The organism is Curtobacterium sp. Leaf154, assembly GCF_001424595.1.
GTDB classification, from domain to species: Bacteria; Actinomycetota; Actinomycetes; order Actinomycetales; family Microbacteriaceae; genus Curtobacterium; species Curtobacterium poinsettiae.
On record NZ_LMOS01000007.1, the window covers coordinates 12,302 to 28,303 of the forward strand.

A 16,002-nucleotide genomic window follows, 5' to 3' on the forward strand; every position below is an offset into this window, starting at 1 on the left:
ACCCACCAAGGCCATTGTCATCGTCCCATGAGCCGGTCGAGCCACCCGCGGCGTCGCAGAGGCGCGACGCCCGGTGCTGATGAATCCACCGGCTGCGGCGCCGGCACGCCGATCATGATGGTCAGCTCGCGCTCGGCCGGGTCCGGCATCGGCGTCATCGGCCAGTCCGACGGCTCGTAGTCGTCCGGCACGACGTACCCGCCGCAGTCGACGACCTCGCCAGCGGCGTTCACTGTGACGTGCTGCACGTACAGCGTCCCGTCGTCGAAGTCGTAGGAGCTGGGCCCGTCCGGGACGTAGGCCGTCTGTCCGCGAAGCCCCTTCGACCAGGAGAGTCTGCCGACGGTGCCTTCGTCCGACGTCGCCCACCAGTGGGTGCCTCGCCACTCGACGTGGAGCTCGTCGCCGACGCGGACGGATCCGATGTGCTCGGTGACCGTCGAGTGGTACGGGCTCGACAGCATCGGCGTGCCTCGGCCCGCGTAGACGCGCGACAGGAGCCCCGCGACACCGAAGCGGCGGTCGCCGTTCTTGTGCGTCGAGCCGAGCTGCGGATGCCCGTCCGCTGCTACTGGTGAAGTCATGGCCGGCATCCCTGGGTCGTCGTCATCGCCGGGACTCGCAGACCGCCGTGTCCGGGAACACACCGCAGGCGATCTCGAGGTCCTGATCGCCGGTTGCGCGAGTCATGCCGAGGAGGCTGGGGTGCTTCGCGAACGCCTTATTCCAGTCATCGGCGTCCCGGCACATGTCGAGGCTCCGCTCGACGTAGAGGTCCGCGTTGTAGTCCGCGTCCGAAGCTTGCCGCTCGGCTTGTTCCATCGCCATCGTGCAGCTAGCGGTCGGTCCGATGGCCGTGCCGATTTTCACCGCGCCGATGATGCCGCCGAGCACGGCGAGCGTCAGCACGGGCAGCAAGATTGCGCTCCCCCACGGCAGCAGCTGCTTCCGCTTCACGACCGGTCGGACTTCCGGCGCAGCCTCGCCGTCCTGGAGCCATCGCTGACCCGTCCAGTACCGGTAGGTGTCCAGGCGCCACGGGTGGAGATGCCACCCGATGCGCCGGCCCGACTGCCGAGGATCTGTCATGGCGCGATTCTCGCAGAGATCGACTGCCTCAGCGGCTGCCCGCATCCGCAGACAGACGCAGCATCAGGTCACTTCAAGGGGTGCGACTCACACCGACGGTAATGGCACTTAACGCAACTTTTCGGCGCAGGGGTCAGCCTCTCCACCCCCGTCCATCCCGGTGCATCGTGCAGCTTGGCACGACGCAATTCCGCTGACGACTTGGGGTTACAGCTCAGCCCTTCACTCGGAACGGACGATCGCCGTTGTCCTCCTCGGCAAGCTGGCGCCGGAGCGGCTCGAGTCTCAGTGCGATCGACTCCCAGAGCTGTGCCACGGTCCCATCAGGGAGGAGCGGGAGCGGACAGCGTCCCAGAACATGGACGGCGCGATCTGCGATGCCGAGGACGAACGCCGCGTGGTTCACGACTTCCTGACGCGGAAGCCGCAGCCGGCCATTTGCGAGGAGCGAGCCGAGCGCCGGCACCATGCCGTGGGCGAATGAGGAGAGCTGCGAGTACGGGGTCCATTCGTCCAGATCCACGTTGCCCCACGCGTCAGCCGCGGCTTCGCGCACCGCGGTGCCGAGCGCCCAGCTCGGGGCTGTTGCGTTGATCGCTCGCTTCTGCGCAGTCACGAGGGCGAGGAACTCGCGGCGGTCGAGCTCACCTTCGACACCGACGAATTCAGTCGCGAACGCTGACTTGTCCACGTCCGAGTGCAGGACCGAGAGCGCGCGCACACGCACCTCGTCCGGCGTCGCGCCGATCGTGACCCAGCGGATTCGTGCCAGCGACTCGACTGCACCTCGGGCGATGGTAGCCGACGACGGTCCGAGCTTCGGACTCAGGATGAGGGTGTTCATGCTTCGCGCATGGTCGCCGACCGCCAACAGGTTCATCGCGATCATCTGCGACAGCAGGAAGTCCGGATCAATTTGCCCTTCCCAGTCGAGACTCCTGGTGCGGATCTCGGGCGCGAGCGCATCGGCACCCTGCTCGATGCCCTTCCAGAGGCTGCGAGCAAGCGAGCGCACCTCGGCGTCAGAACGTGTGGTCGGGCTCATCACTTCAGCGTGGCCTTCTTCCGGTCCAAGCGCGACTGGACGAGCATCCAGAGGACGATGCCCTGCGATACGAGGGTGGGAAGGTCGAGGTCGATTTCGATGGCCGAAAGGGTGATCTTCACGGCTGCTCCTGGGTCGTCGGACGAGGGTGCGGGCGCACCCACACTCGGGAATATCGACCCCGCGAGCCGTGGCTCGGCCCTGGTCGGTCCGGTTGTGCGGGTGGTACGTCGTCTACTATCGGATTCCGTTCAGCGGACTGGATCTGCCCGCCGAGCACTTGCTTCCGTCCGACCGACACCTCCTCTGCGCGGGGAGTTGATCCGCTCTTCAATGCCGTTCGCGGGATCCCCGCGGATCGGAGGTATCTACTCATCGGCCGCGCCTGAGGCGGGCCCGGATCTGGCGCCCGGCAGGCGTCTTCTACGTCGACGAGGGCCGGGTCGTCCTTCGCGAAAAAGCAGCCTGATGTTGCGGATGGTCGCACCTGCTGCGGGAAGCTCCGTTACCGCTTGGTTACCGGCGTAGTCGCCGAGGCATTACGAAAGAGCCCCAGATGCCCGTCGCAACGGGGATCTGGGGCTCTTGATCGTGGCGGTACCGGTGGGATTTGAACCCACGGTGGAGTTGCCCCCACACATGTTTTCGAGACATGATCCTTCGGCCGCTCGGACACGGTACCGGGAAAGAGTTTACACGATCCGGGAGGCCCGTGATGACACCCCGGGTCGGATCGCCCTCCACAGGCGGTCACCTGCAGGGCTCTCCCCACACCCACAGGTCCTCCTCGTCTCCGGCAAGACCGGCGGGCGTACCGTCCACGGCATGAGATCCCGCACGCTCATCGCACTCCTCACCTCCGTCATCGGCAGCCTCGGCGTCGTCGGTGCCGCAGCCGTCGGTGCCCGCGCTGGCGTGAAGGGCCAACGGGCAGCGGCGCAACGGGTCGTCGACATGCTCCCGATCCACGCCGACTGGTGGCGGGAACGACAGCAGCACGAGGGGCAGCTGCTCTACGTGGCGATCGGTGATTCGGCGGCACAGGGCGTCGGCGCGACCGCCCCCGGCCGCGGCTACGTCGGGCTCCTGACCCGGCGCATCCGGCACCGCTCGCACATGTCCGTGCGGGTGGTGAACCTCAGCGTCTCCGGTTCGACCACGTGGGGCGCGAAGCGTGACCAGCTGCCGAAGCTCCGGCACTACGCGCCCGACATCTGCACGGTGTCGATCGGGGCGAACGACATCGCCGACTTCGACCCGGACAAGTTCGAGCGGAACATCCGGGCGATCTACGGGGCGGTCCCCTCGCACGCAGTGGTGGCCGAGTTGCCGTGCATGTTCGTGCCGGACCGGGAGCGCAAGGTGGCGGTGGCAAACGAGATCGTGCACCGGGTGGCCGACGAGTTCGGGCTGACGGTGGCGCCGCTGCACACCATCACGAAGCGCGTCGGTGTCCGCCGCACCTTCTTCAACAGCTACGGCGACCTCTTCCACCCGAACGACCGCGGCTACGAGGTCTGGGCGAGCGCGTTCGAGCCGGCGGTCGACGCCCGGGTCGACACCGTGGCGGCGATCCGGCACTACCTGTCCGTGCGCGAGGCTGAGAACCTCGGTCGTGAAGCCGGGGCGGTGGCGAACGCCCGCGCCGAGCAGGACACCGACGGCGCCGAGGCGCTCGACCACGCCTCACGGCAGGCTCCGGGACCGGTCGAGCGCCTGCGCCACCGGATGACGGGGTCGATCGCGGTCCCCGACGACGGCGACGAGTCGGGCGGACACGGCGGACCGGACGAGCCGGGCGACCGCGCAGGTGATGTCGGCCGTACGGCCTAGCCTCGACGACATGGCGCGCCCGCAGTCCCTCTACCGTTGCACCGAGTGCGGCTGGACCAGCATCAAGTGGGTCGGCCGGTGCGGTGAGTGCCAGACCTGGGGCACCGTCGAGGACAGCTCTGCGGCGTCGGCGAGCACACGGGGCACGTCCGCGGTCGCCGTCACCGGCGCCCGGGCCGCACGACCGATCACCGAAGCCCGCGGCACCTCGGTGCAGCGTTGGCAGACCGGCATCGGCGAGTTCGACCGCGTCCTCGGCGGCGGCGTGGTGCCGGGTGCGGCCGTCCTGCTGAGCGGCGAGCCGGGTGTCGGCAAGTCGACCCTGCTGCTCGAGGTCGCCTCGCGAGCCGCGGCCTCGGGCAAACGCGTCCTCTACGTCAGCGCCGAAGAGTCCGTCGACCAGGTCCGGCTCCGTGCCGAACGCACCGGGGCGATGCACGACGACCTGTACCTGGCGAGCGAAGTGGACCTCGGCGTCATCATCGGCCAGATCGACCAGGTGCAGCCCGACCTGCTCATCGCCGACTCCGTGCAGACCATCTCGTCCAGCTCGATCGACGGCATCGCGGGCGGCACGTCCCAGGTGCGCGAGGTCGCCTCGACCCTGATCCGCATCGCGAAGGACCGCGCCCTGCCCGTCCTCATCGTCGGCCACGTCACGAAGGACGGCACGATCGCCGGCCCGCGGCTGCTCGAGCACCTGGTCGACGTCGTCTGCCACTTCGAGGGCGACCGGCAGACCGCCCTGCGCTTCGTCCGGGCGCTCAAGAACCGCTTCGGCCCCACGGACGAGGTCGGGTGCTTCGACATGGGCGGCGACGGCATCCACGAGGTCCCCGACCCCAGCGGCCTGTTCATGTCGAAGAACACCACCCCGGTGTCCGGCACCTGCGTCACCGTCGCACTCGAAGGGCGTCGAGCACTGCCGGTCGAGGTGCAGGCCCTCATCGTCCCGAGTTCCGCGCCGCAGCCACGCCGGGTCGTGAACGGTGTCGATGCCTCGCGCGTGGCGATGCTGCTCGCGGTCCTCGAACGACGCGCCGGCCTGAAGCTGTCCGACGCCGATGTCTACGTGTCCACGGTGGGCGGCATGAAGCTCACGGAGCCCGGCGCCGACCTGGCGATCGCGCTGGCCCTCGCGAGCGCCGCACGAGACCGTCCGTACCCGCACACGCTCGCAGCCGTGGGCGAGATCAGCCTCGCCGGCGAGATCCGTCCGGCCACGGGCACGAAGCAGCGCGTGAACGAGGCCACCCGCCTCGGGTTCACCACGGTGCTCGGCTCGGACTCCGGGCACCTGCGCGAGGCCCTGCGGGTGGCCTTCTCGATGACGCAGTCCCCGCGCGAACGCGAGCTCGACCGCGCGTTCTGAGGCGCTACGCGCGCAAAGCGGCCAGCAGGTCCGCCGGTGCAGCCTGCATGGTGTGCGGGCCGGCGATGTCGAAGAACACGCCCTCGAGCATGTCGAGGTGGGCGGCCAGGAACTCCTCGAGCCGCGGTCCGTCGTAGACCATCACCTGCCGGATCTTCTCGTCCGGCACCATCGCCGTGTAGGCGTCCGCCGACGAGAACAGCAGCAGGATGCGCTTGTCCGACCCCTCACGGCCGAACACCCGCACCTGCATGTCCTTCTTGCCGGTGACGAGCCGGGGGACGATCACGATGTCGTGGCGGAGCGCGAACGCCACCGCGGCGACGTCCTGCTTCGCGAGGGCTTCCTCGAGCTGTTCGCTGCGGAAGCGCTGTTCCTTGTCTGCCATCAGCTCAATTCCACCAGATTTTCGACGTTCCGGGACGCACGGGTAGCCAGTCGGCCCAGAGCACGCTAGCCTGATGGAACCGCTTCGGCGGCGCTCAACGTCCGGGCGAGGTGGTTTGCCCCTCAACCCGGGCCCCAGGGTCACTGGCCGACAGGCCTGACCCCGAACCCGTCCCGCCGGCACCTGCCCGCGTGGCGCATTACCCCCGTCGACGTACGTCGGGGTCTCCGTCGGTGCATCTGCACCTTGGCGGAAGCAAGAAAGCTAAGGAAACGCCATCATGGCATCTACCGGTACCGTCAAGTGGTTCAACAACGAAAAGGGCTTCGGCTTCATCGCCCCGGACGACGGCAGCGCTGACGTCTTCGCGCACTTCTCTGCGATTGCTGGCAACGGCTACAAGTCGCTCGAGGAGAACCAGAAGGTGGAGTTCGACATCACCGAGGGCCGCAAGGGCCCGCAGGCGGAGAACATCACCGTCCTCGGCTGATCACATCAGCTTGAACAGGCCCCGTCGTCTTCGGACGACGGGGCCTGTTGCTGTTCCCGGCGCCCCTGATCGGCACAGCGCAGCCGGAAGGGAACGGATCGGAATCGCGAACCGCGAACCGCGAACCGCGAACCCGCCGCCTACTGCAGGATGAACTGCACCGAGGTCTTCGACTCGAGGTTCCCGACGGCGACCTGCAGGTGGTAGCTCGCTCCCCCGGCGGTGACGGCCGGCCGTGACGAGTCGCACGTCGACGTGGACGAGCGGGTGCGGTCCCACGCGATCGCGGGCGTCGTGAGCGTCTGACCGGACTTGATCGTGACGTCCTGGTTCGTGCCGCCGGTCTGGCAGTCCTTCGACGACCAGTACTGCTCCTGGCCCGAGCTGATCGTCAGCACCTGCTGCGCCGAACCGAGGTCCAGGTGGCAGGAGTTCGTGCCGGAGTTCTTGATCGACATCGCGATCTTCGGGTCCTCGGTGGGGCCGTACGCCGACTTGTCGAGCACCGGGGTCAGGACGATCTGGTCCTTCGTGCAGGTCGAGCCGTCGGCAGCAGCGGGCTTCGTCGCAGCAGCCGAGGCGGACGGCTTCGGCGCCGCAGCCCGCGAGGACCCAGAACCGGAACCGGAACCGGCAGACCCGGCAGACGACGCACCGGCACCAGACCCGGCGCCGGCAGAGGCCGACGCGCTCGGCGCCGCCGACGTGGCCCCGTTCCCCCGCCCGACGACGATGAGCACCACGACCAGGACGACGACCAGCAGCGCCCCGAGCACGAGCGCCCGGCGACGCCAGTAGACGACCGGCTTCTCGGGTCCGACGGGGTGACGCAACGACGACATGCGCAAAGGGTAGACAACGGCGCGGGCCACGCACGGCCACCCCGCCGGGCGGCACGGGAAAGCGTCAGAGGTTCTTCAGCATCCGGGTGTTGCCGAGGGTGTTCGGCTTGACCCGGGCGAGGTCGAGGAACTCCGCGACCCCTTCGTCCGACGAGCGGACCAGTTCGGCGTAGACCTCCGGCGGGACGACGCTCTCGCCGATCTCCAGGTACCCGTGCTTCGTGAAGAAGTCGACCTCGAAGGTCAGGCAGAAGATCCGGGCGACGCCGAGTTCGCGGGCGTCGTGTTCGAGCGCCTCGAGCATCCGGTGCCCGACGCGCTTGTGGATCCACTGCTCGTCGAGGGCCAGGGTGCGGACCTCGGCGATGTCGTCCCAGAAGACGGCGAGCGCGCCGCACCCGATGGGGGTGCCGTCGGGACCCTCGGCGATCCGGAACTGCTGGATCGAGCCGTACAGGGCGACGTTCTCCTTGCCGAGCAGGATGCGCCGGTCGACGTAGGGGGCGATGAGCCGCTGGATGTGCGGGACGTCCGAGGCGAGCGCCGGACGCACGAGGATCCCGTGGTCGTCGCGCTCGTGGAACGCGTGCTTCCCGTGCTCTGTCATCCGCCCCACACTACTGGTGTCGCAGGGGGACAGCGCTGCTGAGTGCCGCCCAGGTCGATCGGCCTACCGTCCGGTACATGCCTCAGATCATCGAAACCGTCGACGTCAACGTCCCCGTCCGCCCGGCCTACGACCAGTGGACCCGCTTCGAGGAGTTCCCGCACTTCCTCGACGAGGTCGAGAAGATCGTCCAGGTGGACGACAAGACCACCGACTGGACCGTGAAGGTCGCCGGCCAGGAGCGCGAGTTCCGTGCCGTGATCACCGAGCAGCACCCCGACGAGCGTGTCGCGTGGACCGTGAAGGACGGCGAGACCGACCACGCCGGTGTCGTCACCTTCCACAAGCTCTCGGACGACGAGACGCGCGTCACCGTGCAGATCGACTGGGAGCCGTCCGGCTTCCTCGAGAAGCTCGGCTCCGCCGTGGGCGTCGGCGGCCACGCCGTCAAGAAGGACCTGCAGAACTACAAGGAGCGCGTCGAGAACGCGCCGATCCAGCCGGGCTGGCGCGGCGACGTGCAGGCGTAGTCCGCACCACACGACGAACGGGAGGCGCGGTGCCAGCTGGCACCGCGCCTCCCGTTCGTCGTCCCCCGTTCGGCATCCCCCCATCGAAATGCCGACCTGACGAGCGAGCGCGAGCCTGGCAGAGTGGTGACACCGGCTGACGCGCTGGATCAGTTTTATCATGTCTGAGACAGATGTGAGAGTGGGGACACGTGATCGAGTACAACGACGACGACGCACACCGTCGGGAACTGTCGCGCAAACTGCAGCTCCTGATGGACGTCGTCGAGGCCAACTCGGGTCAGCGACCCCCGTACAAGGAGATCGCCGCCGAGATCGAGGCGCAGGGTGCGTCGATGAGCCGACCGCGCTGGGGCTACATGCTCGGCGGCAACGGTCCGGCCGTCCGTGACCAGCGACTCCTGGCGGCCCTGGCGGCCTACTTCGGCGTCCCGGCGGAGTACCTGACCGACGCCGCCGGCAACACGGACGTGCCCGAGCGGGTGCAGGCGCAGCTCGAACTCGTGCTCGAACTGCGCAAGCGCGAGGTCGTGGCGTTCGCCACCCGGCGTCTGGGCGAGTTCGCCTCGGCGGACGAGATCCGCGACTTCACCGACCACCTGCGTCGGCTCGACGAGTCGGGCGGCACCCCGTGAGCGGGTACCGCGACCGGTTCGGCGCCCTGCGCCGGCAGACCGAGGCCCGTCGTCGCGTGCAGCGTCTCGGGCTCCCCCGCCGGCTGACCCTGCCGGAACTGACCGCGCGGGCCGAGGCGGCGCTCGGCAAGCCGATCCACGTGCGCACCACCGAGCTGCCGGGCGACCTGTCCGCGCGGCTCATCCAGCGCACCGACCACGCCCTGCTCGAGACGCGCCCCGGGCTGTCCGAGCGCTCCCGGGTCGCCTCCGTGCTGCACGAGCTCGCCCACGTGTTCATGGACGACACCGGCTGCGACCACCAGGCGTACACGGGGCTGCTCACCGGCCGGACGGCGTTCACCCGTTCGCTGGACACCCCGCACGAGCAGGCCGTCGAACTCGTCGCCGACCAGCTCGCGCTGCGGATCGGGCTGCTCGACCCCGAGGGTCACCCCGGGATCTTCCGGTGATGCGATGACACTGCACGTCTGGGGATCGATCCCGGTCTGGCTCATCCTGGCGGTCCTGGTCGTCCGGCTGTTCCTCGTGCGCACCCAGTCGGCCAGCGTCACCTGGCTGATGGTCTGCTGCAGCTGTGTCGCGGTGGGGCTCACGATCAACCAGCCCGACGTCACCACGTTCCTCGCCGGCGTGACGGACGTGCCGAACATCGCCGACCTGATCGGCCGCTGCCTGATGGTGTGCGGCATGTTCGCCCTCGCGCAGTCGGTCGAGGCAGCGGCGCGCTCCGCCAAGCTCCTGCGCGCCAGCCGCATCATCGGCTGCGTGCTCGTGCTCGTCGCCCTCGTCGTGCTGTTCAGTCGCATCGACGCACCGACCCCGACGGCACAGTTCATGGTGGTCTACGGCGACCAGCTGCCGACCGCGCTGTACTCGGCCGTCGAGATGACCTACATCGCCATCGTCATCGCCCGGTCCGCCGTCGCCGTGCTGCGCGGGTTCCGGAGCGGGGACGGACTCGGCCGCCTGTACTGGCTCTTCGTCGTCGGGGCAGCCGGTCTGGTGCTCCTCGCCGGCATCGCGATCGCCCTGGACGCCGTGCACGTCGCCGGTGCCGACGGCGCGGTCGGGGTGCTGTCGAAGCTCTACACGCCGGTGTTCCTCGGCTCGATGGTCCTGCTCGCCATCGGTGCGGCCGGCGGTGTGCTGCCCGACGCCGCTCGGGAGTTCCGCGACTGGCGGGCCGCCCGACGCCGGTTCCGCGCCCTCGAGCCGGAACTCCGTCGGCTCGAGACGGCTTCGGGCAACACCGGGCTCTACTTCACGATCGTGTGGCAGCGTCGCCAGTGGCGGAGCCGGCAGCACCGGCTCTCCGTCGAGATCGAAGACCGCGCGCGCGAGGCCGGGCAGGCAGTGCCGGCCGCTGCGACGCTCACCACGGCACGACTCAGGGAGATCACATGACCGGCGCACGCATCACGGCACTCGGCACCGCAGCGGGGGCGGTCGGCACGCTCGGCCTCAGCACCTTCGTCGCACGGCGGCTGCTGTTCCCCACGCCCTACACGGCGACCGCCACGGTCCGCAGTGCCACGGACACCGAGGTCGAGCTCACCGCCACCCGCGACACCCGCCTGCCGGGCACCTACGACCTGCAGCGGGACGGTACCCGGGTGCAGGTCGGCGCGATCACCACCGCGAGCACCCAGAACGGGGCCAGCGGCGACGGCGACACCGTCCGACGCAGTGCGACCGGCCCCGTGCCGACCGGCGAGTGGGCCTGGGACGCCATGCGGTACGACGGGCCGGACGACGTGCCCGGCTCCGAGCCCGAGGCCGCCACAACGCACGTGGTCCACGTGCACGGACAGTCCCTCGGCCCGCGCCAGGTGCTGCGGGGCGTCGGGGTCTGGCGTTCGCTCGGTGCGTCGTCCCAGGTCATCGACACCACCGACCTGCCGCTCCGCTCCCTCGATGCCGGGGCCGCCGACCGCATCGTCACCGCAGTCCGCGCCGCGCGTGCGCGCGGTGCCCGACGCGTCGTCCTGCAGGGCTGGTCCGCCGGAGCCCTCGCCTGCTCCGTCGCCGCCGGCCGGGTGGACGTCGACGGGATCGTCGCCGTCTCCCCGCTGCTCGACGTCGCCTCGGCACTCCGCGGCGCCGTCCGTGGTGCACGCCTGCCCGCCTTCGTCGGGACCGTCGCCGGCCGCATCGCGACCACGAACGTGCTGTCCCGTCTCGCCGGGGCCTCGATGCCCGTCACGACGACGACCTGGCAGGACTCCGCGACGCCGACGCTGCTGATCCACTCCGAGGCGGACGCCCTGGTCGCCGCCGACGACGTCGCCACGGTGGCTGCACGGTCGGGTGCCACCACCCTCGCCTTCCGCACGGCTCCGCACACGCTGGAGTGGAACGAGGACCCGGAGCGCTGGGAGCGCGCCGTCCGCGACTTCGCCGCACAGCTGCCCGACGCCGCCTGACGCGGCGGACGCCCGCCCGCACGCACGGCCGACCGCAGGCACCACCGACCGGAGGCACCACCCCTGAAACGTGCAACGGCCCCGGTCTGCGAACAGACCGGGGCCGGCTGCGTCTCGACCCGTTGGGGGGAACCGGTCGAGCGCGACGCGCGAGGAGTTGGGGGGAACGTCTCGCGCGTTGCCACAACAGTACCCCCGGACGGGGGCCGATGGGCGCACGACGCGCAGATCGGCGGGTGGAGATCTGGACGCGACCCGAGAACGGACAGGAGGCCCGGTGCCAGCTGGCACCGAGCCTCCTGTTCGTGGAGTGTCAGGTCCTAGGACTCGATCTCGCCCTGGGGCGTGTCGGTCGCGGCCTCGACCGCGGCTGCACCGGCGAGGACCTCTTCGCGGCCCGGCTGACGCCCGGTCTCGAAGTGGAACGCACCGTCGACGAAGTCGACCTTCACGTGGTCACCGGCGTTGAGCTCACCCTGCAGGATGTGCTCGGACAGCTGGTCCTCGACCTCGTGCTGCATCGCGCGACGCAGGGGCCGAGCACCGAGGGACGGGTCGAACCCGACCTTGATGAGCTGCTCCTTGGCCGGCAGCGTGAGCTCGACGGTCATGTCGCGGTCGAGCAGGCGGTCGGCCAGACGCTTCACGAACAGGTCCACGATCTGCAGCAGCTCGGGCTGCGACAGCTGCGGGAACACGATCGTGTCGTCGACACGGTTCAGGAACTCGGGCTTGAAGTGCTTCTTGAGCTCCTCGTTGACCTTGCCGCGCATGCGGTCGTAGCCGACGGCCGAGTCGCCCTCGACCTGGAAGCCCACCGGGCCACCGGCGATGCCCTGCGAACCGAGGTTCGTGGTCATGATGATGACGGTGTTCTTGAAGTCGACGACGCGGCCCTGACCGTCGGTGAGACGGCCTTCCTCGAGCACCTGCAGCAGCGAGTTGAAGATGTCCGGGTGGGCCTTCTCGATCTCGTCGAACAGGACCACGGAGAACGGCTTGCGGCGCACCTTCTCGGTGAGCTGGCCGCCCTCTTCGAACCCGACGAACCCGGGAGGGGCACCGAACAGGCGGGACACGGTGTGCTTCTCACCGAACTCCGACATGTCGAGGGAGATCAGCGCACCCTCGTCGTCGAACAGGAACTCGGCGAGTGCCTTGGCGAGCTCGGTCTTCCCGACGCCCGTGGGGCCGGCGAAGATGAACGAGCCGGAGGGACGGTTCGGGTCCTTCAGGCCGGCGCGGGTGCGGCGGATGGTCTTGGACAGGGCCGAGATGGCCTCTTCCTGACCGATGACGCGCTCGTGCAGTGCCTTCTCCATGAAGACGAGACGCGACGTCTCCTCTTCGGTGAGCTTGAACACCGGGATGCCCGTGGCCTGCGCCAGGACCTCGGCGATGATGCCCTCGTCGACGGTGCCGGACGCGGCGACGTCACCGGCACGCCACTGCTTCTCGAGGCGGAGACGCTCGCCGAGGAGCTTCTTCTCCTCGTCGCGCAGGCTCGCGGCCTTCTCGAAGTCCTGCTCCTCGATGGCGGCTTCCTTCGACCCGCGGACCGTCGAGATCTTCTCGTCGAACTCGCGGAGCTCCGGCGGCGCCGACAGGATCGACAGGCGCAGGCGGGCGCCGGCCTCGTCGATCAGGTCGATGGCCTTGTCGGGCAGGAAGCGGTCCTGCACGTAGCGGTCCGCCAGGTTCGCCGCGGCGACGATCGCACCGTCGGTGATGGACACCTTGTGGAACGCCTCGTACTTGTCGCGCAGACCCTTGAGGATGTTGATCGCGTGGGGCAGCGACGGCTCGTTGACCTGCACCGGCTGGAAGCGACGCTCGAGTGCGGCGTCCTTCTCGAAGTGCTTGCGGTACTCGTCGAGCGTGGTGGCACCGATGGTCTGGAGCTCACCGCGGGCGAGGAGCGGCTTGAGGATCGACGCGGCGTCGATCGCGCCCTCGGCTGCACCGGCACCGACGAGCGTGTGGATCTCGTCGATGAAGACGATGATGTCGCCGCGGGTGCGGATCTCCTTCGTGACCTTCTTCAGGCGCTCCTCGAAGTCACCGCGGTAGCGGGACCCGGCGATGAGTGATCCGAGGTCGAGCGAGTAGAGCTGCTTGTCCTTCAGCGTCTCGGGCACGTCGCCCTTGACGATCGCCTGGGCGAGGCCCTCGACGACGGCGGTCTTGCCGACGCCGGGCTCACCGATCAGGACGGGGTTGTTCTTGGAGCGGCGGGAGAGGATCTGCATGACCCGCTCCATCTCCTTCTCGCGCCCGATGACGGGGTCGAGCTTGCCGTCGCGCGCGGCCTGGGTGAGGTTGCGACCGAACTGGTCGAGGACCTGCGAACCCTGCTGCGCGTTCTGCTGCTGCTCGCCGCCGACGGCGACCGCTTCCTTGCCCTGGTAGCCGGACAGGAGCTGGATGACCTGCTGGCGCACCCGGTTCAGGTCGGCGCCGAGCTTCACGAGGACCTGGGCTGCGACACCCTCGCCCTCGCGGATCAGGCCGAGCAGGATGTGCTCCGTGCCGATGTAGTTGTGGCCGAGCTGCAGCGCCTCGCGCAGGGACAGCTCGAGCACCTTCTTGGCGCGCGGCGTGAACGGGATGTGCCCGGTCGGCTGCTGCTGGCCCTGCCCGATGATGTCCTGGACCTGCTCGCGCACGGCGTCGAGCGAGATGCCCAGCGACTCCAGCGCCTTGGCGGCGACGCCCTCGCCCTCGTGGATGAGGCCGAGGAGGATGTGCTCGGTGCCGATGTAGTTGTGGTTGAGCATCTTCGCTTCTTCTTGAGCGAGGACGACAACACGACGGGCCCGGTCGGTGAATCTCTCGAACATGTGCTCTCCCTTGGCCCCTGATGAGCGGAGCCGACGCTGTGCCGGTCTCGTGTGAGTCCGGCCAAGTACTTCGAGAGTAACCAGCGCTCCCCCCGCGGGCTGCCCCTGTTCGCCGTGGGCGTGACCGACGTGCGTCTTGTGCGCAGTGAGCGAACGACGAGACGGACCGGGCCCCGCCGCCGGTACCGGACCGACGCGCCAGCGGCGGGTCCGCCGTACACACGGGAGGCCCGTGGCGATCCCGCCACGGGCCTCCCGTGTGCGCTGTGGTCGCGCTGGGTCAGGCGCGACGCACCGCGCGACGCAGGTCGCGTCGGAAGCGACGCGGGTCGACGCCGAGGGCGTCGAGGACGTCGTGCGCCGATCCGGCGAGCGGGTCGTCGACGGCGTCGAGCACGGCGAGCACGACGTGCGGCGGCCGGATGCGTTCCGATCGACCGGCGATCGTCGCGGCTCGGGCGAGCACGCGCATCGCAGCGGGCGTGCAGGCGACCCGGTCGTGCTCGCCGGGGCAGGTGGTGTGCGCCCCGACGAACGCGCGGATGCTCGCCCGGACGGCGTCGGGCGAGACCCGGTGGGCGTCGAGGACCGGCCGGAAGCGGGGCATGCCGGCACACAGGGTGACGGCCGCGAGGAGCAGGTGCTCGGCGTCGACGAACCCGAAGCCGGACTCGTGGGACTCGAGGTCGGCGAGCAGCACGATCTCGCGGCCGTGCCGGACGGAAGGGAGAGCGACGGAGAGCTGAGCGGTCTGCATGTATTCAGAATATCGCATACCTGTTCGATCGACCAGCCCGTATCGGAGGTCCGCTCGGTACGATCCGCTCATGGAGCAGCCCGTCGTCGGCCTCGTCGTCCACCCGACCAAGAACGTGCAGGAGTCCGTCACGACCCTGCAGCGCTGGAACGCGTCCGGCCAGGGCGAACTGCTCGCCCGCCGCGCGGACGCCCAGCGCATCGGTGGCGGGGTCGAGGTGGTCGACGACGACGACTTCACCGACCGCGTCGACCTGGTCGTGGCGCTCGGCGGCGACGGCACCATGCTCGGCGCGATGCGGCTCGTGGCGAGCCGCCCCGTGCCCGTCCTCGGCGTGAACTACGGCAACGTCGGGTTCCTGGTCGAGATCGAACCGCCCGAACTCGAGAGCGCGCTCGACCGGTTGTCCGCCGGCGAGTACCAGCTCGAGCCGCACCACGCGCTCGAGGCCCGGCTGTCCTGGGGCGGCGCCCGCACCGACTACCTGGCGTTCAACGACCTGACCATCGTGCGGCGGCCCGGCTCCGGGCAGGTCTCGGCCGACCTGAGCGTCGGCGGCCTCGGGTACGGGTACTACCGCGCCGACGCCATCGTGGCCGCCACTCCGGCGGGCTCCACCGCGTACAACTACGCCGCCGGCGGCCCGGTGCTCTCCCCCGCACTCTCCGGCTCCGTGGTGACCCCGGTCGCGCCGATGGCGGGGATCGACCGCTCCGTGGTGCTCTCCGCGCGCGAGCGCTACCGGTTCGACATCGCCGAGGGCACCAGGAGCGCAGCGCTCGAGGTCGACGGGCTCGTGGTCGGCGAGGTCGCGACCGGGGCGCAGATCGACATGCGGCTCCGCAAGGACGCCGGCAGCGTGGTGCGCCTCGACGCCGAGCGGCACGGGCGCACCGGCCGCGTGAAGCTCAGCCTGCTCGACCTGCCGGTGCGGCCCGACCAGCTGGTCGAGCTCATCCCGAGCGACCTGCGGCAGAAGCTCCGGCGCGAGATCGACGACTGACACCGCGGGCGGTTGCCCCGGGAACGTGAATGGCCCGCTCGAGCAGTGCTCGAGCGGGCCGTCCCATCACCCCACCGGATCGACTTCCCACAGAACGACCCGGTTTCCCCGCGCCGACACGGGTGAGCGTGCCGGCCGAAGTCCA

General features: G+C 69.6%; 18 protein-coding genes and 1 tRNA gene. 9 read left to right on the forward strand and 10 right to left on the reverse strand.

The window, feature by feature from the left end:
* Positions 1-17: 17 nt before the first annotated feature.
* The 5 genes from ASF75_RS14115 to ASF75_RS14130 form a co-directional block, all read right to left on the reverse strand.
* Positions 18-584, reverse strand: coding sequence for a hypothetical protein (locus ASF75_RS14115; RefSeq protein ID WP_156463899.1), 567 nt, complete (start codon positions 582-584; stop codon positions 18-20).
* A gap of 22 nt (positions 585-606) precedes the next feature.
* Positions 607-957 (reverse strand): hypothetical protein, encoded by a 351-nt coding sequence (locus ASF75_RS14120; protein ID WP_156463900.1) that lies wholly within the window; start codon positions 955-957, stop codon positions 607-609.
* Between the two features lie 346 nt (positions 958-1,303).
* Complete coding sequence (locus ASF75_RS14125) at positions 1,304-2,134, reverse strand: hypothetical protein (protein ID WP_156463901.1); 831 nt, start codon at positions 2,132-2,134, stop codon at positions 1,304-1,306.
* The gene (locus tag ASF75_RS18250; RefSeq protein WP_268750875.1) at positions 2,134-2,256 is read right to left on the reverse strand and encodes a hypothetical protein; all 123 of its coding nucleotides are present in this window, start codon (positions 2,254-2,256) and stop codon (positions 2,134-2,136) included. The genes ASF75_RS14125 and ASF75_RS18250 overlap by 1 nt, the downstream gene beginning before the upstream one ends.
* A gap of 470 nt (positions 2,257-2,726) precedes the next feature.
* Positions 2,727-2,816, reverse strand: a tRNA-Ser gene (locus tag ASF75_RS14130).
* Between the two features lie 143 nt (positions 2,817-2,959).
* On the opposite strand from ASF75_RS14130, the gene ASF75_RS14135 reads away from it, so the two are divergent.
* On the forward strand, positions 2,960-3,967 hold the full coding sequence (locus ASF75_RS14135; protein WP_071249833.1) for an SGNH/GDSL hydrolase family protein: 1,008 nt from the start codon (positions 2,960-2,962) through the stop codon (positions 3,965-3,967).
* A gap of 10 nt (positions 3,968-3,977) precedes the next feature.
* The gene (gene radA / locus ASF75_RS14140) at positions 3,978-5,339 is read left to right on the forward strand and encodes a DNA repair protein RadA (RefSeq protein ID WP_017887660.1); all 1,362 of its coding nucleotides are present in this window, start codon (positions 3,978-3,980) and stop codon (positions 5,337-5,339) included.
* Positions 5,340-5,343: 4 nt separating this feature from the next.
* Here the strand turns inward: radA and ASF75_RS14145 are convergent, their stop codons facing one another.
* The gene (locus tag ASF75_RS14145; RefSeq protein ID WP_017887661.1) at positions 5,344-5,727 is read right to left on the reverse strand and encodes an SseB family protein; all 384 of its coding nucleotides are present in this window, start codon (positions 5,725-5,727) and stop codon (positions 5,344-5,346) included.
* Positions 5,728-6,007: 280 nt separating this feature from the next.
* Between ASF75_RS14145 and ASF75_RS14150 the strand changes: the two genes are divergently transcribed.
* A complete protein-coding gene (locus tag ASF75_RS14150; protein WP_017887662.1) occupies positions 6,008-6,217 on the forward strand; it encodes a cold-shock protein in 210 nt (69 codons plus the stop codon).
* Between the two features lie 140 nt (positions 6,218-6,357).
* Here ASF75_RS14150 and ASF75_RS14155 read toward each other — a convergent pair whose 3' ends face one another.
* Entirely contained in the window at positions 6,358-7,059 is a 702-nt protein-coding gene (locus tag ASF75_RS14155) for a hypothetical protein (protein WP_056072408.1), read from the reverse strand.
* Between the two features lie 64 nt (positions 7,060-7,123).
* Positions 7,124-7,666 carry an amino-acid N-acetyltransferase gene (locus ASF75_RS14160; protein ID WP_042536938.1) on the reverse strand — a complete coding sequence of 181 codons (543 nt, stop codon included), beginning with the start codon at positions 7,664-7,666 and terminating at the stop codon, positions 7,124-7,126.
* Positions 7,667-7,743: 77 nt separating this feature from the next.
* Between ASF75_RS14160 and ASF75_RS14165 the strand changes: the two genes are divergently transcribed.
* The 5 genes from ASF75_RS14165 (at position 7,744) to ASF75_RS14185 (ending at position 11,257) form a co-directional block, all read left to right on the forward strand.
* Positions 7,744-8,196, forward strand: coding sequence for an SRPBCC family protein (locus ASF75_RS14165; protein WP_056072412.1), 453 nt, complete (start codon positions 7,744-7,746; stop codon positions 8,194-8,196).
* Positions 8,197-8,387: 191 nt separating this feature from the next.
* A complete protein-coding gene (locus ASF75_RS14170) occupies positions 8,388-8,831 on the forward strand; it encodes a hypothetical protein (RefSeq protein ID WP_017887666.1) in 444 nt (147 codons plus the stop codon).
* A complete protein-coding gene (locus tag ASF75_RS14175; RefSeq protein WP_056072416.1) occupies positions 8,828-9,283 on the forward strand; it encodes a hypothetical protein in 456 nt (151 codons plus the stop codon). Before ASF75_RS14170 ends, ASF75_RS14175 begins: the two co-directional genes overlap by 4 nt.
* Before the next feature lie 4 nt (positions 9,284-9,287).
* The gene (locus tag ASF75_RS14180) at positions 9,288-10,238 is read left to right on the forward strand and encodes a hypothetical protein (RefSeq protein ID WP_056072419.1); all 951 of its coding nucleotides are present in this window, start codon (positions 9,288-9,290) and stop codon (positions 10,236-10,238) included.
* On the forward strand, positions 10,235-11,257 hold the full coding sequence (locus ASF75_RS14185) for a hypothetical protein (RefSeq protein ID WP_056072422.1): 1,023 nt from the start codon (positions 10,235-10,237) through the stop codon (positions 11,255-11,257). The genes ASF75_RS14180 and ASF75_RS14185 overlap by 4 nt, the downstream gene beginning before the upstream one ends.
* A gap of 320 nt (positions 11,258-11,577) precedes the next feature.
* Here ASF75_RS14185 and ASF75_RS14190 read toward each other — a convergent pair whose 3' ends face one another.
* Both ASF75_RS14190 and ASF75_RS14195 read right to left on the reverse strand, forming a co-directional pair.
* On the reverse strand, positions 11,578-14,097 hold the full coding sequence (locus tag ASF75_RS14190; protein WP_027467068.1) for an ATP-dependent Clp protease ATP-binding subunit: 2,520 nt from the start codon (positions 14,095-14,097) through the stop codon (positions 11,578-11,580).
* 280 nt (positions 14,098-14,377) lie between these two features.
* Complete coding sequence (locus ASF75_RS14195) at positions 14,378-14,854, reverse strand: Clp protease N-terminal domain-containing protein (RefSeq protein ID WP_042536930.1); 477 nt, start codon at positions 14,852-14,854, stop codon at positions 14,378-14,380.
* Positions 14,855-14,924: 70 nt separating this feature from the next.
* Between ASF75_RS14195 and ASF75_RS14200 the strand changes: the two genes are divergently transcribed.
* Positions 14,925-15,857, forward strand: a complete 933-nt coding sequence (locus tag ASF75_RS14200; protein ID WP_017887672.1) for an NAD(+)/NADH kinase — start codon at positions 14,925-14,927, stop codon at positions 15,855-15,857.
* Positions 15,858-16,002 lie beyond the last annotated feature (145 nt).

Excerpts from the sequence above, each read along its gene's own strand:
- ASF75_RS14115 (WP_156463899.1), bottom strand. The coding sequence starts at position 584 with ATGACTTCACCAGTAGCAGCGGACGGGCATCCGCAGCTCGGCTCGACG.
- ASF75_RS14125 (WP_156463901.1), bottom strand. The coding sequence starts at position 2,134 with ATGAGCCCGACCACACGTTCTGACGCCGAGGTGCGCTCGCTTGCTCGC.
- ASF75_RS14135 (WP_071249833.1), top strand. The coding sequence starts at position 2,960 with ATGAGATCCCGCACGCTCATCGCACTCCTCACCTCCGTCATCGGCAGC.
- radA (WP_017887660.1), top strand. The coding sequence starts at position 3,978 with ATGGCGCGCCCGCAGTCCCTCTACCGTTGCACCGAGTGCGGCTGGACC.
- ASF75_RS14145 (WP_017887661.1), bottom strand. The coding sequence starts at position 5,727 with ATGGCAGACAAGGAACAGCGCTTCCGCAGCGAACAGCTCGAGGAAGCC.
- ASF75_RS14150 (WP_017887662.1), top strand. The coding sequence starts at position 6,008 with ATGGCATCTACCGGTACCGTCAAGTGGTTCAACAACGAAAAGGGCTTC.
- ASF75_RS14155 (WP_056072408.1), bottom strand. The coding sequence starts at position 7,059 with ATGTCGTCGTTGCGTCACCCCGTCGGACCCGAGAAGCCGGTCGTCTAC.
- ASF75_RS14160 (WP_042536938.1), bottom strand. The coding sequence starts at position 7,666 with ATGACAGAGCACGGGAAGCACGCGTTCCACGAGCGCGACGACCACGGG.
- ASF75_RS14165 (WP_056072412.1), top strand. The coding sequence starts at position 7,744 with ATGCCTCAGATCATCGAAACCGTCGACGTCAACGTCCCCGTCCGCCCG.
- ASF75_RS14180 (WP_056072419.1), top strand. The coding sequence starts at position 9,288 with ATGACACTGCACGTCTGGGGATCGATCCCGGTCTGGCTCATCCTGGCG.
- ASF75_RS14185 (WP_056072422.1), top strand. The coding sequence starts at position 10,235 with ATGACCGGCGCACGCATCACGGCACTCGGCACCGCAGCGGGGGCGGTC.
- ASF75_RS14190 (WP_027467068.1), bottom strand. The coding sequence starts at position 14,097 with ATGTTCGAGAGATTCACCGACCGGGCCCGTCGTGTTGTCGTCCTCGCT.
- ASF75_RS14195 (WP_042536930.1), bottom strand. The coding sequence starts at position 14,854 with ATGCAGACCGCTCAGCTCTCCGTCGCTCTCCCTTCCGTCCGGCACGGC.
- ASF75_RS14200 (WP_017887672.1), top strand. The coding sequence starts at position 14,925 with ATGGAGCAGCCCGTCGTCGGCCTCGTCGTCCACCCGACCAAGAACGTG.